The organism is Actinoallomurus sp. NPDC052308, assembly GCF_040679195.1.
Lineage (GTDB): Bacteria > Actinomycetota > Actinomycetes > Streptosporangiales > Streptosporangiaceae > Actinoallomurus > Actinoallomurus liliacearum.
On sequence record NZ_JBFAUM010000015.1, the window covers coordinates 98,772 to 114,052 of the forward strand.

General features: G+C 70.7%; 13 protein-coding genes and 1 pseudogene. 11 read left to right on the top strand and 3 right to left on the bottom strand.

Features of this window, described 5'->3' with window-relative positions; all coding sequences use genetic code 11:
- The first annotated feature begins 11 nt into the window (after positions 1 to 11).
- The 6 genes from aceB (at position 12) to AB0L00_RS29240 (ending at position 8,086) form a co-directional block, all read left to right on the top strand.
- Complete coding sequence (aceB, locus tag AB0L00_RS29215) at positions 12 to 1,613, top strand: malate synthase A (RefSeq protein ID WP_364440292.1); 1,602 nt, start codon at positions 12 to 14, stop codon at positions 1,611 to 1,613.
- A 39-nt stretch (positions 1,614 to 1,652) separates the two neighbouring features.
- The gene (locus AB0L00_RS29220) at positions 1,653 to 3,095 is read left to right on the top strand and encodes an FAD-linked oxidase C-terminal domain-containing protein (protein WP_364440293.1); all 1,443 of its coding nucleotides are present in this window, start codon (positions 1,653 to 1,655) and stop codon (positions 3,093 to 3,095) included.
- A 43-nt stretch (positions 3,096 to 3,138) separates the two neighbouring features.
- The gene (locus AB0L00_RS29225) at positions 3,139 to 4,323 is read left to right on the top strand and encodes an FAD-binding oxidoreductase (protein WP_364440294.1); all 1,185 of its coding nucleotides are present in this window, start codon (positions 3,139 to 3,141) and stop codon (positions 4,321 to 4,323) included.
- Positions 4,323 to 5,588, top strand: a complete 1,266-nt coding sequence (gene glcF, locus AB0L00_RS29230) for a glycolate oxidase subunit GlcF (RefSeq protein WP_364440295.1) — start codon at positions 4,323 to 4,325, stop codon at positions 5,586 to 5,588. Before AB0L00_RS29225 ends, glcF begins: the two co-directional genes overlap by 1 nt.
- Before the next feature lie 2 nt (positions 5,589 to 5,590).
- Positions 5,591 to 7,222, top strand: coding sequence for an L-lactate permease (locus AB0L00_RS29235; protein ID WP_364440296.1), 1,632 nt, complete (start codon positions 5,591 to 5,593; stop codon positions 7,220 to 7,222).
- A 120-nt stretch (positions 7,223 to 7,342) separates the two neighbouring features.
- Positions 7,343 to 8,086: a hypothetical protein gene (locus AB0L00_RS29240; RefSeq protein WP_364440297.1), complete on the top strand. Its 744-nt coding sequence runs from the start codon at positions 7,343 to 7,345 to the stop codon at positions 8,084 to 8,086.
- A 22-nt stretch (positions 8,087 to 8,108) separates the two neighbouring features.
- On the opposite strand, the gene AB0L00_RS29245 is transcribed toward AB0L00_RS29240, so the two are convergent.
- A complete protein-coding gene (locus tag AB0L00_RS29245; RefSeq protein ID WP_364440298.1) occupies positions 8,109 to 8,642 on the bottom strand; it encodes a helix-turn-helix domain-containing protein in 534 nt (177 codons plus the stop codon).
- Between the two features lie 10 nt (positions 8,643 to 8,652).
- Here AB0L00_RS29245 and AB0L00_RS29250 point away from each other — a divergent pair, with 10 nt between their 5' ends.
- From AB0L00_RS29250 to AB0L00_RS29270, 5 genes and pseudogenes are all read left to right on the top strand, one after another.
- A complete protein-coding gene (locus AB0L00_RS29250; RefSeq protein WP_364440299.1) occupies positions 8,653 to 9,006 on the top strand; it encodes an aldo/keto reductase in 354 nt (117 codons plus the stop codon).
- Between the two features lie 140 nt (positions 9,007 to 9,146).
- Positions 9,147 to 9,377 (top strand): aldo/keto reductase, encoded by a 231-nt coding sequence (locus tag AB0L00_RS29255; RefSeq protein ID WP_364440380.1) that lies wholly within the window; start codon positions 9,147 to 9,149, stop codon positions 9,375 to 9,377.
- Between the two features lie 184 nt (positions 9,378 to 9,561).
- On the top strand, positions 9,562 to 10,242 hold the full coding sequence (locus AB0L00_RS29260) for a response regulator transcription factor (protein WP_364440300.1): 681 nt from the start codon (positions 9,562 to 9,564) through the stop codon (positions 10,240 to 10,242).
- Positions 10,239 to 11,753: a HAMP domain-containing sensor histidine kinase gene (locus AB0L00_RS29265; RefSeq protein WP_364440301.1), complete on the top strand. Its 1,515-nt coding sequence runs from the start codon at positions 10,239 to 10,241 to the stop codon at positions 11,751 to 11,753. Before AB0L00_RS29260 ends, AB0L00_RS29265 begins: the two co-directional genes overlap by 4 nt.
- A 62-nt stretch (positions 11,754 to 11,815) precedes the next feature.
- Positions 11,816 to 12,709 (top strand): annotated as a pseudogene (locus tag AB0L00_RS29270) (IS982 family transposase).
- A 44-nt stretch (positions 12,710 to 12,753) separates the two neighbouring features.
- On the opposite strand, the gene AB0L00_RS29275 reads toward AB0L00_RS29270, so the two are convergent.
- Both AB0L00_RS29275 and AB0L00_RS29280 read right to left on the bottom strand, forming a co-directional pair.
- Entirely contained in the window at positions 12,754 to 14,031 is a 1,278-nt protein-coding gene (locus AB0L00_RS29275) for an HEXXH motif domain-containing protein (protein WP_364440302.1), read from the bottom strand.
- The gene (locus AB0L00_RS29280) at positions 14,028 to 15,278 is read right to left on the bottom strand and encodes an FxsB family cyclophane-forming radical SAM/SPASM peptide maturase (RefSeq protein WP_364440303.1); all 1,251 of its coding nucleotides are present in this window, start codon (positions 15,276 to 15,278) and stop codon (positions 14,028 to 14,030) included. Before AB0L00_RS29280 ends, AB0L00_RS29275 begins: the two co-directional genes overlap by 4 nt.
- Between the last annotated feature and the right edge of the window lie 3 nt (positions 15,279 to 15,281).

The window sequence follows — 15,281 nt, forward strand, 5'->3', positions numbered from 1 at the left end:
GGATGGCGCCGATGTCCGAACCCCAAGGCGTGGAGCTGACCGGCCCGGTCCGCGAGCGTCACGACGAGATCCTCACGCCCGAGGCGCTCGGCTTCCTCGCCGCCCTGCAGCGTGAGTTCGGCGGCCGCCGGGACGAGCTGCTGCGCGAACGCGCCGAGCGGCAGGAGGAGCTGACCCGGGGCGGCACGCTGGACTTCCTGCCGGACACGGCGAGCGTCCGCCATGACGACTCCTGGCGGGTCGCCAAGCCCGCGCCCGGCCTGGAGGACCGCCGCGTGGAGATCACCGGTCCGACCGACCGGAAGATGACCATCAACGCCCTGAACTCCGGCGCCAAGGTGTGGCTCGCCGACTTCGAGGACGCGAACACGCCGCTGTGGGAGAACATGGTCGGCGGCCAGCTCAACCTCCGCGACGCCCTGGACCGCACGATCGACTTCGAGACCGGAGGCAAGTCCTACCGGCTGAAGCCGGACGAGGAGCTCGCGACGATCGTCGTCCGTCCGCGCGGCTGGCACCTCGACGAGAAGCACGTCCTCGTCGACGGCGCGCGGATGTCCGGCTCGCTGTTCGACTTCGGCCTGTACTTCTTCCACTGCGCGCGGCGGCAGCTCGACAAGGGCAAGGGACCGTACTTCTACCTGCCGAAGATGGAGAGCCACCTGGAGGCGCGCCTCTGGAACGATGTCTTCAATCTCGCCCAGGACCTCCTGGAGATCCCGCGCGGCACGATCCGGGCCACGGTCCTGATCGAGACCATCCCGGCGGCGTTCGAGATGGAGGAGATCCTGTACGAGCTGCGGGACCACTCCGCGGGGCTGAACGCGGGCCGCTGGGACTACCTGTTCTCCGTCATCAAGAAGTTCCGTGCCCGTGGGCGGCAGTTCCTGCTGCCGGAGCGCAACGCGATCACGATGACGGCGCCGTTCATGCGCGCGTACACCGAACTGCTCGTGCGCACGTGCCACAAGCGCGGCGCGCACGCGATCGGCGGCATGGCCGCGTTCATCCCGTCGCGCCGCGACGAGGCGGTCAACACGGCCGCGTTCGAGAAGGTGCGGGCGGACAAGACCCGCGAGAGCAACGACGGCTTCGATGGCTCCTGGGTCGCCCACCCCGACCTGGTGCCGGTCTGCCGCGAGATCTTCGACGGGGTCCTCGGCGAGAAGCCGAACCAGCTCGACCGGCTCCGCGAGGAGGTCTCCGTCTCCGCCTCGGACCTGCTGTCCGTGGACAAGACGCCGGGCGAGATCACCGAGGCGGGGCTGCGCAACAACATCAGCGTCGGCCTGCAGTACATCGCCACCTGGCTCGGCGGCAACGGCGCCGTCGCCATCTTCAACCTGATGGAGGACGCCGCGACCGCCGAGATCTCCCGCTCCCAGATCTGGCAGTGGCTGCACAACGACGTGAGCCTGGCCGACGGCCCGAAGGTCACGAAGGAGCTGGTGGAGCGGATCATCGAGGAGGAGCTCGGCAAGATCCGCGAGTCGTACGGCGACGCGTTCGACGAGCAGCGGTTCGCCGACGCGGCGTCGCTCTTCACGGAGGTGGCGCTCGCCGACGACTACGCCGATTTCCTTACCCTCCCGGCGTACGAGCGGATGCCCTGACCCTCGCCGATCAACGAAAAAAGGGCGAGGATATCTGGTATGGCACTGCTGGACGCGCTCGTGGAACGGCTCAGGGAGATCGTCGGCGCGGAGAGTGTCATCAGCGATCCGGCGGAGCTGGCCACGTACGACTGCGACGGGCTGACCTATCACCGTGCCACGCCCGGGGTGGTCGTGCTGCCGGACACCGCCGAGCAGATCGCGGCGATCGTCCGCGCCTGCGCGGACGCGGGCGTGCCGTACGTCGCACGCGGGTCGGGCACCGGCCTGTCCGGCGGCGCCCTCCCCCGTACGGACGGCGTGCTGATCGTGACCTCCAGGATGCGCCGCGTCCTGGAGGTCGACGCCGCCAACCAGCGCGCGGTCGTCGAGCCCGGCGTCATCAACCTCGACGTCACCCGGGCGGCGCGGCCGTACGGCTACTACTTCGCGCCCGACCCGTCGAGCCAGCAGGTCTGCTCGATCGGCGGCAACGTCGCGGAGAACTCCGGCGGCGCGCACTGCCTGAAGTACGGCTTCACCGTGAACCACGTCCTGGCCTGCGAGGTGGTCACGCCGGACGGGGAGATCGTCGAGCTGACCGAGGGGCCCGGCTACGACCTGCTGGGCGCGTTCGTCGGCTCGGAGGGCACGCTCGGCATCACGACCAAGGTCACCGTACGGCTGACGCGCCTGCCGGAGACCGTGCGCACGCTGCTGGCCGGGTTCGACTCGATGGAGCGGGCCGGCGCGGCCGTGTCGGCCATCATCGCCGACGGGGTGGTGCCCGCCGCGATCGAGATGATGGACGCCCTGTCCATCGAGGCGGCGGAGGCCGCGGTGAGCTGCGGCTACCCGCCCGGCGCGGGCGCCGTACTGATCGTCGAGCTGGACGGTCCCGCGTCGGAGGTGGACGCGCAGTTCGAGCGGGTGAAGGAGCTGTGCGCAGAGGCGTTCGAGCTCCGGGTCGCCGCCGACGACACCGAGCGCGGGCTGATCTGGCGGGGGCGCAAGTCGGCGTTCGCCGCGGTCGGGCGGATCAGCCCGGACTACATCGTGCAGGACGGCGTCATTCCCCGGACGATGCTGCCGCAGGTCCTCGCGCGCATCGACGCGATCTCGCGGGAGCGCGGCGTGCGCGTCGCGAACGTCTTCCACGCCGGCGACGGCAACCTCCACCCGCTGGTGCTGTTCGACGGTTCGGAGGCGGGTGCGGGCGAACGCGCCGAGGAGGTCTCCGGGCGGATCATCGACCTGTGCATCGAGCACGGCGGGTCGATCACCGGCGAGCACGGCGTCGGCATCGACAAGGCAAAGCACATGCCCCGGATGTTCACCGGCGAGGACCTGGACACGATGCAGATGGTTCGGTGCGCGTTCGACCCGGCCGGACTCTGCAACCCGGGCAAGGTGTACCCCACGCCCCGGCTCTGCGGCGAGGTCCCCGGACGGCGCAAGGGCGTGCATCCGCTGGTGGAGAGCGGAAAGGCGGACCTGTTCTGATGACGCCTGTTCTGGTGGCGGACTCACTGCCGGCGGTTCTTCGATGACGGCCCTCGACGATCTCGCGAAGGCGTGCGAGGTCCGCCCGGGCGAGGCGGGCGACGCCGTACAAGGCCTGACACCGTCGTACGTCGCCGCGCCCGCGACGGTCGCGGAGGCCGCCGACCTGATGCGGGCCGCCGCCGGGCACGGGCTCACGGTCGTGCCGCGCGGCACGGGCACCAAGACGCACTGGGGCGCGCCGCCGGACGGCTGCGACCTGCTCGTGGACACCCGCCGCCTCGGCCGGATCGTCGAGCACGCGGCCGGGGACCTCGTCGTCAAGACCGAGGCGGGGCTGGCCCTGGACGACCTGCGCGCGGTGCTCGCGGGCGCGCGGCAGCAGCTCGCCCTCGACCCGCTGCCGCCGGGCGGCACCGTGGGCGGGGTCCTGGCGACCGGGACCGCCGGGCCGCGGCGCCTGCTGTACGGCTCGGCGCGTGACCTGCTGATCGGCATCACGGTCGTCCGCGCCGACGGGGTCGTCGCGCACGCGGGCGGCAAGGTCGTGAAGAACGTCGCCGGGTACGACCTCGGCAAGCTGTTCACCGGGTCGTACGGGACGCTGGGCCTGATCGTCGAGGCGGCGTTCCGGCTGCATCCGGTGCCGCGCGCGGCGGCGTACGTCTCGGCCACGGCCGCCGACGCCGCGCAGGCCCTCGACATGGCCCAGGCCCTGCTGCACTCGGCGCTGGTACCGGCCGCGATCGAGGTGGACGGCCCCGGCCCGATCATCGTCGCGGCGCTGTTCGAAGGCGTGCCGGACGGCGTTCCGCCCCGGGCGGAGGCGGCGCGGAGCCTCATCGGCGGCCGGGTCGGCGCCGGCCCGCCGGGCTGGTGGGGCCGGCTCCCCGACGGCGAGGTCCTGGTCGAGGTACGGGCCCTGCCCACCGCCCTCGCGGACCTGCTGACCGAGCTCGAGGGCCTGCCGACCGGGCTCGAGGGCGCGGCGCGGATCCGCGGGTCGGCCGGGCGCGGCGTGTGGCATGTCGCGCTGCCCGCCGACGGCGCGGACGAGGCCCTGCGGCGGCTGCGCCGCCACGGCACGGCCGTCGCGCTCACGGCACCGGCGGGCGTACGGCTCGACCGGTGGGGGCCGATTCCGGCGCTGCCGCTGATGCGGCGGGTCAAGGACCAGTTCGACCCCGAGCACCGGCTGGCGCCGGGCCGCTTCGCCGGAGGTATCTGATGGAGGAGGAGTTCCGGAGGCTGCTCGACGACTGTGTGCACTGCGGGTTCTGCCTGCCGACCTGCCCGACGTACGTCCTGTGGGGCGAGGAGATGGACTCGCCGCGCGGCCGCATCCACCTCATGGACCAGCTGGAGCGCGGCGGGTCGCTGACCGCGTCGACCGTCGAGCACGTCGACCGCTGCCTCGGCTGCATGGCGTGCGTGACCGCCTGCCCGTCCGGGGTCCGCTACGACCGGCTCATCGAGCTGACGCGGGAGCGGGTCGAGGACGACCATCCCCGGTCGCGCGGGGAGCGGCTGCTGCGCGAGCTGATCTTCGCGGTCTTCCCGTACCCGCGGCGGCTGCGGGCGCTGCGCGGGCCGCTGCGCGCGTACCGCCGGCTGCACCTCGACCTCGGGCCGCTCCTGGAGCGGGTCTCCCCCACCCTGGCGGCGATGGAACGCCTGGCGCCGCCGCCCGCCCGGCACGTGCGCCTGCCGGAGCGCGTCGCCGCCCGCGGTGAGCGCCGCGCCGTCGTCGGGATGCTGACCGGGTGCGTGCAGCGGGAGTTCTTCCCCGGCGTGAACGCCGCCACGGCCCGCGTCCTGGCCATGGAGGGCTGCGACGTCGTCGTCCCGAAGGGTCAGGGCTGCTGTGGCGCGCTCTCGCTGCACAGCGGGCGGGCCGAGGAGGCGAAGGCGTTCGCCCGCGCGGTGATCGAGGCGTTCGCGGACGTGGACGTCATCGTGGTCAACGCGGCCGGGTGCGGGTCGGCGATGAAGGACTACGGCGCGGTGCTGGCCGACGACCCGGAGTGGGCCGAGCGGGCGGCGGCGCTGTCCGCCAGGACCCGCGACCTCGCGGAGTTCCTGGCCGAGCTCGGGCCGCGCGCCACCCGGCACCCGCTCGAGCTGACGGTCGCCTACCACGACGCGTGCCACCTCGGGCACGCCCAGGGGGTCCGCGCGCAGCCCCGGTCGCTGCTCGGCGGCATCCCCGGCCTGCGGATCCGGGAGGTCGCCGACCCGGAGATCTGCTGCGGATCGGCCGGGGTCTACAACCTGCTGCAGCCGGAGGCGGCGAGCGAACTCGGTGACCGCAAGGCGCGGAACGTCGCGGCCACCGGCGCGGACCTGCTCGTCGCGGCGAATCCCGGCTGCACCCTGCAGATCACCACCGCGCTGCGCCGCCAGGGACAGGAGCTCCCGGTGGCCCACACGGCGGAGGTCCTGGACGCGTCCATTCGGGGGATCGGCAAGGAGTCGTTTCTCTCCCGGAGGTGAGCGTGTTCCGCCAAGTGCTGGATCCCGTCGCACATTCCCTCGCCTGGAGTTCGCTGGTCGCCGCGCTGCCGCTGCTGACGCTGTTCGTGCTGCTCGGCGTCGTACGGATGCGGGCGTGGACCGCCTCCCTGACAGCCCTCGCCGTCGCGCTGCTCGTGGCGGTCTGGACGTACGGCATGCCGGTCGGCCAGGCGGTCCTGGCCGGGACCGAAGGGGCGGCGTTCGGGTTCTTCCCGATCCTGTGGATCGTGATCAACGCGATCTGGGTCTACACGATGACCGTGCAGACCGGTCACTTCGACGTGCTGCGGCGGTCGTTCGCGCGGGTCAGCGACGACCAGCGGATCCAGGCGATCATCATCGCGTTCTCCTTCGGCGCGCTGCTGGAGGCCCTCGCGGGGTTCGGCACGCCGGTGGCGGTCACCTCGGTCATGCTGATCGCGCTCGGGTTCCGGCCGCTGAAGGCGGCGGTGCTGGCGCTGACCGCGAACACCGCGCCGGTCGCCTTCGGGGCGATGGCCACCCCGATCCTCACGCTCGGGAAGGTGACGTCACAGTCGAGTGACACGCTCGGCGCGATGGTCGGGCGGCAGACGCCGATCCTCGCGCTGTTCGTGCCGCTCGTGCTGGTGAGCATCGTCGACGGGCGCCGCGGCCTGCGGCAGACCTGGCCGGTCGCGCTGGTCTGCGGGGTGGCGTTCGCGGTCGCGCAGTACGCCACGTCGAACTTCGTGTCGGTTCCGCTGGCGGACGTGGTGGCCTCGCTGGTGTCCGTGGCGGCGGTGGTCGCGATGGTACGGCCGCGGCTGCGCCCGAGCGGCCCGGCGGTCGTGGCGGGCGGCGCGGCGGACGAGCCGACGCCGGAGTTCGCCGAGCGGGTGGCCCGCCCGGACGACCGCCGGGAGGTCCTGCGCGCCTACCTGCCGTACGCGACGATCATCGTGGTGTTCGTCGTCTGTCAGATCACGGCGGTCAAGAACGCCCTCGGGGAGGCGACTCAGACGGTGCGGTGGCCCGGTCTGCACCTGAAGAGCGCGGCGGGTGGAACGCTTTCCCTGCCGACCTTCACGCTGAACTACCTGACGTCTCCGGGCACCCAGATGCTGGCCGCCGGACTGCTCACCATGATCGTTTTGCGGATGTCGGTCCGCGGCGCGCTGCGCGCGTATCGCGACACCCTGGTGCAGCTGCGGTGGGCGATTCTCACCGTCATGCTCGTCCTGGCGCTGGCGTTCGTGATGAACGCCTCGGGACAGACGATCACCTTGGGCACCTGGATGGCGGGTGCCGGGGGATTCTTCGCGTTCCTGTCCCCCATCCTCGGCTGGCTCGGGACCGCGGTGACCGGCTCCGACACCTCCTCGAACTCCCTGTTCGGCGCCCTGCAGGTGGCCGCCGCGGGCCGGGCCGACCTGTCTCCGGTGCTCCTGGCGGCCGCCAACAGCTCCGGCGGCGTGCTCGGCAAAATGGTCTCCCCGCAGAACCTGGCGATCGCCGCGGCGGCGGTCGGGCTGGACGGCCGGGAGGGCGACATCTTCCGCCGAGTGATCATTTGGAGTTTGATCTTTCTCGCCGGTATGTGCGTGCTGGTCCTTTTGCAGGCCGGCGCCATTCTGTCGTGGATGGTGCCCTGACGAATGGTCATCGCCGCGGTAATTCTCGGTCCCGACCTGCTTTGCTATCTTTTGTCCCCTGCAAACGATCGACGCGAGGCCGCGACTCGCCCGCGTACAGGCACCGAACCGGGATGATCAATGCCAGCGAGCCACCGCTCCCATCGACGGAAGAAGGCCGGGAACACCGCCCGTCTCGGCATCGCGGGCGGTGTCACGGGCGTCGTCGGAGTGGCCGCCGTGGCCGGATTGATCTTCGCCGTCCGGTCGCACGAGAACCACGCCCAGCACGGTCCGGGCACCGTGGCGGCGGCCAGGACCGACGCCGCCGCGGCGGGGACCTCGCGCGGCCGGACCCTGGCCCAGCTCAAGCCCGGCCCGAAGCTCGACCTCACCACCCCGGACGGCTACACCTACTCGATCGCCGCGGTGGAGTCCGGCACCGGCGACAAGCCGCTCGCCGGGAACAGGACACCGCCGCCGGACGGCGCGACGCTCGCCTACGTCGACTACGTCATCACCAACACCGGCACCCGGCCCGCTCTGCTCGACTTCCCGGCCGACCTGTTCGTCAAGCGCTCGGTCCTGCCGGCGAGCGTCGCGAGCACGGGCCGGTGCATGCCCCAGCCCGGCGCTCCGGCGGACATGTGCACGCTGCCCGACACGACGCAGGTCGTCGACACCCTCGGGTTCCCGGCGCCCCGGTCCCAGGACGGCGACCAGTTCATCCCCGCGGGCGCGAGCTACCTGGTCAGGGTCGCCACCGATCTGGGCGTGGACAAGGGCGCCCAGCGGGACGACCTCGGGCTGTACGTCTGGAACCCGCGCTTCGTGACCGACCGGCAGGCCGTGAAGGTGGAGTTCCCGCCGGCCGCCGGGTCCTGAGAAGCCTCGCCTCGCCGCCTCGTCACAGGCGGTCGGGGTGCGGGGTGCCCGCGCCGCGGAGCAGGGTGTCCACGACGAGCGTGGCGAGGGCGTCGGTGTCCTTTCCGTCCGGGTCCTGTGCGGCCTGGTGGATGAGGGCGTAGTAGACGCGGCGGGTCCGGATGTCGACGTCCGCGCGCATGACGCCCGCCTCCCGTGCCCGGCGGAACAACCGCTCGCACGTGTCCCGCACCTCGCCGTGGAGGCGCGCCACCTCTGGGCTGGCCGAGGAGGCCTGGCTCATCGCGAATCCCCAGCCGGCCTTGACGCCGAGGACGTTCGCGGTCGTCTGGTAGAGGGCGACCAGCGGCGGCGCCGTGTCCGGGTGCGCGGCGTCCACCGCCGCGGCGAACCGCTGGGTGGCCCACACGGCCAGGGCGTCGATGAGCGCCTCGCGGGTGGCGAAACGCCGGTGCACGGTGGTGCGGGCGACGCCGGCGGCCTCGGCGATCTGCTCCATCGTGGCCGCGGGATCGCGGCTGAGGGTCCGTTCGGCGGCCTCCAGGATCGCCGTCATCGTCCGCTCGGTGTCCCGGCTCGTCCTCGGCACGATGAACTTCGGATCCCGAACCTCCGAAGAGGACAGCCACGCGATCATGGACCGGGCGCACGAGCACGGCATCAACTTCTTCGACACCGCCGACTCTTACGGCGAATGCGCCACCGAACAGATCCTGGGCCGGTGGTTCGCCCAGGGCGGCGGCCGGCGCGACAGGACCGTTCTCGCCACGAAGGTCTACCTCCCGACGGGAGACCGGCCCAACGAGGGCGGCCTGTCCGCGCTGCACATCCGGCGCGCCGTCGAGGCGTCGCTCAAGCGCCTACGGACCGACCACATCGACCTGTACCAGATGCACCACATCGACCGCAGCACTCCGTAGGACGAGATCAGGGAGGCGTTCGGCGTCCTTCGTCAGCAGGGAAAAGTGCTGTATTTCGGCTCCTCCAACTTCGCCGGCTGGCACATCGCGCATGCGCAGGAGGCCGCGCGGTCCGGGACTCCGTCGAGGCGTACGAGAAGCTGTGCGCCGACCTCGGCGAGGACCCGGCCCACGTCGGACTCGCCTGGTTGCTCGCGCAGGACGGCGTGACCGGGCCCATCATCGGCCCGCGAACGGCCGAACAGCTCGACGGCTCACTGCGCGCACTGCGGATCACACTCGACGACGACACGCTCGCCAAGCTGGACGAACTCTTCCCGCCGCCCGCCCCCAACGGCGCCAAGCCCGCGCCCGAGGCGTACGCCTGGTGAGGACGGCGCGCTGGTCGCCGAGCCCCGGCGACCAGCGCCGGGCGTGTCTCACCCGCCGGGCCCACGGCCACTCGGGTCCGGCGGACCGCTCCGGATCTTCGCATGGGCTGAGAGTTACATGAGAAAGCGCCCCGTGACCGTCCGCCCGGGTTCGCGCAGGTCCGAGCGCCGGTACCGTCGGATCGTGCGCATTCTGGTCGTGGACGATGAACCCGCCGTCCGAGAGTCGCTCGCCAGCAGCCTCGCGTTCGAGGACTACGAGGTCGAGACCGCCGTGGACGGGCTGGACGCCCTGGAGAGGCTCGACGCCGTCAAGCCCGATCTGGTCCTGCTCGACATCCTCATGCCCCGCCTCGACGGCCTGACCACCTGCCGCCGGCTGCGCGGCCGCGGGGAGACCGTACCGGTCCTCATGCTCACCGCACGGGACACCATCGGCGACCGGGTCACCGGTCTGGACGCCGGGGCCGACGACTACCTCGTCAAGCCGTTCGAACTGGACGAGCTGCTGGCCCGGGTCCGCGCGCTGCTGCGGCGCAGCGCGCTCACCACCCGGCCGGCGGAGGAGCCCGGGGACGTCCTGGAGTACGCCGGCGTGCGGATGAACACGCTGACACGAGAGGTCACCCGGGACGACCAGTCCCTCGGCCTGACCCGTACGGAGTACACCCTGCTGGAGATGTTCCTGTCGCACCCGCGTCAGGTGCTCACCCGCGAGCAGATCCTCGAGACGGTCTGGGGCTTCGACTTCGAGCCCGCCTCGAACTCCCTCGACGTCTACGTGATGTACCTGCGGCGCAAGATGGGCGAGCCCCGGCTCATCCACACCGTGCGCGGCGTCGGGTACGTCCTGCGCGAAGCATGATCTCCCGGTTGTCGCTGCGGGCGCGGCTGGCCGTGCTGACGAGCCTCGCGGTGGCGGTGGCGGTCGCGGCCTGCGCCATCGGCTGCTGGTTCATCGTCCGCCGGCAGCTCGTCGAGCAGCTCGACCAGTCCCTGTCCAGCCCCAGGTCCGGGTTCGGCGGCGGGCCGCCGGGCGCGCAGGGCGGCCCGCCGCGACGGGACATCGGCTCTGTCACGGACATCTGCGCGCAGCCGGCGCGGGGCAGCAACAACAACGACCGGTTCCGCGACTTCCTGCCCACCATCCAGGTCGTACGGGCGGACGGCACCTCATGCAACCCGCAGGACACCACCGACCCGCTCGTGCCGACGAGCAGTGACGTGGACGTCGCGCAGGGCCGGACGAACCTGGTCCGCCGCGACGGCCGAACCCAGAGCGGCACCCCGATGCGGGTCTTCACCCGGCGCGACCCGAACAGCGAGGCCGCGCTGTCCATCGCCAAGCCCCTCGACCCGATCAACGAGAAGCTCGACAGCCTCGCCGTGCTCCTGGTCATCGTCTCCGCCGTCGGGGTCGTCGGCGCCGCCACCGCCGGCCTGCTCATCGCCCGCGCCGGGCTGCGCCCCGTCGACCGGCTCACCGCCGCCGTCGAGCACATCGCCCGCACGGAGGACCTGGCCACCACGATCCCGGCCGACGGCCACGACGAGATCGCGCGGCTGAGCCGGTCGTTCAACAGCATGACCCGCGCGCTCGCCAGCGCGCGCGAACGCCAGCAGCAGCTCATCGTCGACGCCGGACACGAGTTGCGCACGCCGCTGACCAGCCTGCGCACCACCGTCGACCTGATGCTGCGCAGCGAGACGACCGGCCGGCCGCTGCCCACCGCGGACAAGCAGAAGCTCCTCGGCAACGTCAAGGCACAACTGGTCGAGCTCACCCACCTCGTCGGCGACCTGCTCGACCTGTCCCGGCCCGAGTCGGCCGCCGACGCCCGCGTCGTGGAGGACGTCGCCCTGCACGAGGCCGTCGACAGCGCCGTACGCCGGGCGCGGCTGCGCGGCCCCGGCCTGCACATCGAGGCGGACGTCTCTCCCTGGTACGTCCGCGGGCACGCCGCCTCCCTCGAACGGGCGGTGGTGAACCTTCTCGACAACGCCGTGAAGTTCAGCCCACCGGACGGCACCGTCGCCGTGCTGCTGAACGGCGGCGAGCTGACCGTACGCGACCAGGGGCCGGGCATCCCGCCCGAGGACCTGCCGTACGTCTTCGACCGTTTCTGGCGCTCCCCGTCCGCCCGCGGACTGCCCGGGTCAGGGCTGGGCCTGGCGATCGTCGCCCGCGCCGTCGCGGAGGCGGGGGGCGAGGTCCGGCTGGGGCCCGCGGAGGGCGGCGGAACCCTGGTGTGGCTCCGCCTGCCGGGGTCAGCGACGTCGCCAGAGCGCCCGGAGCTGAGCCGCGACGAGCCGCGGGTCGGCGTCGGCGAGGCAGGCGGCCGCACCGGCGGCGAAGACGCTGGTGGCCGCGGCTAGACGAGTAGTTCCGAAGGCGTGCCGGTGTGCGGGCACGAAGAGAGGGCGTTCAAGATCATGTTGTGACGCAAGACCTGAACACCCTCCTGACAGCACTGTACGTGAAGATCGACGACGAGTTGGAAGGAGTCCGATGGCTGGGCAGACCACCGAAGCTGACCGACTCCGAACTCATCTGCCCGGCCGTCGCCCAAGTACTGCTGGGCTTTCATTCCGAAGCCCGCTGGCTGCGTTTCGCCCGCGAGCATCTGGCCGGGATGTTCCCGTACCTGCCCAAGCGGCCCGGCTACAACAAACGCCTGCGGGCGGCGTTGCCGCTGGTCAAACAGGCGATCCAGGCTTTGGCGGCCGATACCGCCTTCTGGTTCGACGACGTGTGGATCACCGATTCCACTCCGGTGGAGTGCGGCCGCTCGCGTCCAACGGTGATGCGCTCGAACCTGGCCGGGTGGGCCGGCTACGGCTACTGCCGCTCACACTCGCGGTTCTACTAGGGCCTGCGCCTGTTCCTGGTCTGCACCCCGGCCGGGATGCCGATCACCTGGGCACTGGCCAGCCCGAAGATCGACGAACGCGACGTGCTGGCCGCGATACTGGACCGCGACCCGCACCTGGCCACCGACCGGCCGGGTCTGCTGCTGATCGCCGACAAGGGTTTCGCCTCCCGCAGGTTCGAGGCCGACCTGGCGACGCGCGGGATCACGCTGCTGCGCCCGTCGTTCAAACGCGAAAGACCCCGCCCGGGCAAACCACTGCTCAAATCGGTCCGGCAGCTGATCGAGTCGGTCAACGACACCCTCAAAGGCCAGCTCGGCCTGGAACAACACGGCGGTCGGACCTTCGAGGGCGTCGCCGTCCGCGTCGCTCAGCGCATCCTGGCGATGGCCGCGGCGATCTGGCACAACCACCACACCGGCGCACCGGTCACCAGATCACTGATCGCCTTCGATCACTGACCACATCGGAACTACTCGTCTAGCCAACTGTGTCGTCTTCCACCTCAGATCGGCGAGCATCCGTGGACGGGTGTCATGCCGGTGTCGTTCCGCCACGCCTCTGAATTGTCCAGCGCCGCACGGCGGGCGGTCGTGGCGATCGCGGACGGTACGGACTCCCGCTGCCAGGATTCGAGTGTGGCCGCTGCACCACAGACGAACCGTCGGCCTAGTGCGGTCAGCGCATCGGACTCGATGAGCTGGAGCATCGCCAACGTCGTCAGTTCTCGCCAGAGCGCGAACTGGAAGTGGGCGGCTGTCGGCTCATGCGCGACCGTGCGATGCACCCGCCAGAAGTCGACCACCCCGAGGTGCGCGTACACGCCGTGAAGCAGGGCCCCGAGTGGACGTGGATCCCTGCGCCAGGGAGCGTGATATAGCCCGTCATGGTTCGGGTCGTAGAGTTCGACCATGTCCAGTAGAGCGGCCAGCTTGACGTGCTGGAACTCATGCACCATCAGCAGTGCGGTCCATATCGGGTCATCGCGAGTGGAAAGACTGACCGCCCCGTGGGCCTGCGAGGTGGACGAGCTGCGCGGATGGTTGTCGGAGCTCGCGGCGAGCGGAACCACCGTGTGCAGCCCGGCTGCGAGCTCATCAACGTAATCGGGAGGATGGTCGGACGCCAGCAGGTGCCACGCACCAGCGATCGTGTCGGTCCAGCGGGGAACATCATCGGCTGGGAGACGACCAGCCACGGCATCATCCAGCACGTGACGGTACGGATCGAGATCGTCGAGTTGCACGCGCAGCTCACGCCCGCCCGCAGTGACGCAGATGGTGCGCACCGGCTGCCAGTCCGCGGTCTCGGCGGTGAGATCGGCGGGCAGCGCGCCTGCGGCGAGTTCCGGTCCGGCGATGCGTGCGCGGCCAAGGGACGGCAGCAGTGCCCAACCGTCGACGGCCGGGACGCAAGCTGCGGTCTCAACGCCAGCGCGGATCGCGGCAGAGACGGCCAGGCCTCGCAGGTATCCGATGTCGGCGTCCATGTCGTTCCGTGCCCTTTTCACGGCCAGACCAGCCCAGCGGCCGACGAAGGGATGCAGTAGGGCCTCAGCCACAACGTCGGGCGCGCGATCTTGCACCTCGGTCAGCAACGCGAATGCCTCAGCGAAACCGGACTTCTCCGCCGGCTCTGGCTCAAGGGTGTTCAGCAGTGCCTGTAGCAGGTGCAGACGCTTACTCAACTGTCCACCACGCAGTGTGGCCACTGTGGCCGCGCCACCGTAACCGGCCGCGAGCGCGTCGAATTGTTCCCCGGAGATCTCGTGGGTCGTAGTCATTGAGTGCTTTCGGCAAGTCGTGCCAGGTCCTCCCGGACACGCTGACGAACATGGATAATCAAGGCGGCGAGGTCGGCGCAGTACACCGAGGGATTGTCGAATCCCGTTTCGGCGTGGTACCGGTGCGCGTAGTGTCCACCGCCGCAGACGTCGACGACCGGGCATGCCCGGCAGGTGGCGGACAAGCCGTCGAGGCCAGACTGGTTGGCGCGTACAGCCGGGACTTCCAGCACGGCATCGAACGGCTGGTCGGCGAGGGTGAGCCCGGTGGCGGCGGCGCCCTCGTACGCGGCCTTGAGCGCATCCTGTAGTTCCAAGGTCCCGTCGGTCTCGACAACCAGGAAGTTGATCGGAGAAAGACCGATCTTCTCGGTGACCGCCTGGCCGCCGAGGAGTTGGACGATCAGCTCCTCGAAAAACCGGATCTGAACATGCTGCGCGGGACCGGCATACCAATGGTCGAACAAGGCGTTCAACCAGTCCGCGTACGGGGTACTCCCTGGAGTGCTGATACCCGCCGGTGGAGGGTTTTCCCAGGTCGCGTGGGGCAGTAGCAGGTCGATCGCGGGCGGGCTCAGACGGGCGAGTTCGTCGAATGTGCGAACCGGGTCGTTGGCGACGTCGACCGTGCACAGCAGACGGCGGTAAAGGTGGCGGTACGGCTCGCTGCGCAAAAGGTCCAGGCCACGCATGACCTGTCGGTAGGTGCCTCGGCCGTCGGTGTACCGGCGGTGGCGGTCGTTCTCCTGCTCGCCGCCGTCCAGGCTGATGCCGACGTGTACCTCGTACGCGGCGAGCACTTCGAGCATAGCCTCGGTAAGCAAGATTCCGTTGGTCTGCATGGTGAAGACCGGCCGGACGTTCGGCCGGAGTGCGGCAGTGACCGCGGCGAACAGCCTTTCTAGCTTGGCCTTCCCAGCCAGGAGTGGTTCGCCTCCGTGAACGAGCACCTCAACGGAGTCGAGCGAGTGCGCATGGGCATGTTCGGCGACGCGAGCGGCGAGCCGATCGATGTCGGCGTCGGACATCACCATCGGCCGGGCGCGCCAACTTTGATCCGCCAGCTCGTACATGTAGCAGTGGTCGCATGCGATATTGCACCTGCTGTGTAGCTTCACGACGAACTGGCGGAACGGTGTCAAGGGAACGCCCACGCCAGCCTGAAACATCCGTCCGGCAGCGACCGCGTCATCCGGCGGAGGAGCCGCAGTAAAATCGGGGCCGGTGGCCATCGACCGCTTGCGCATGTG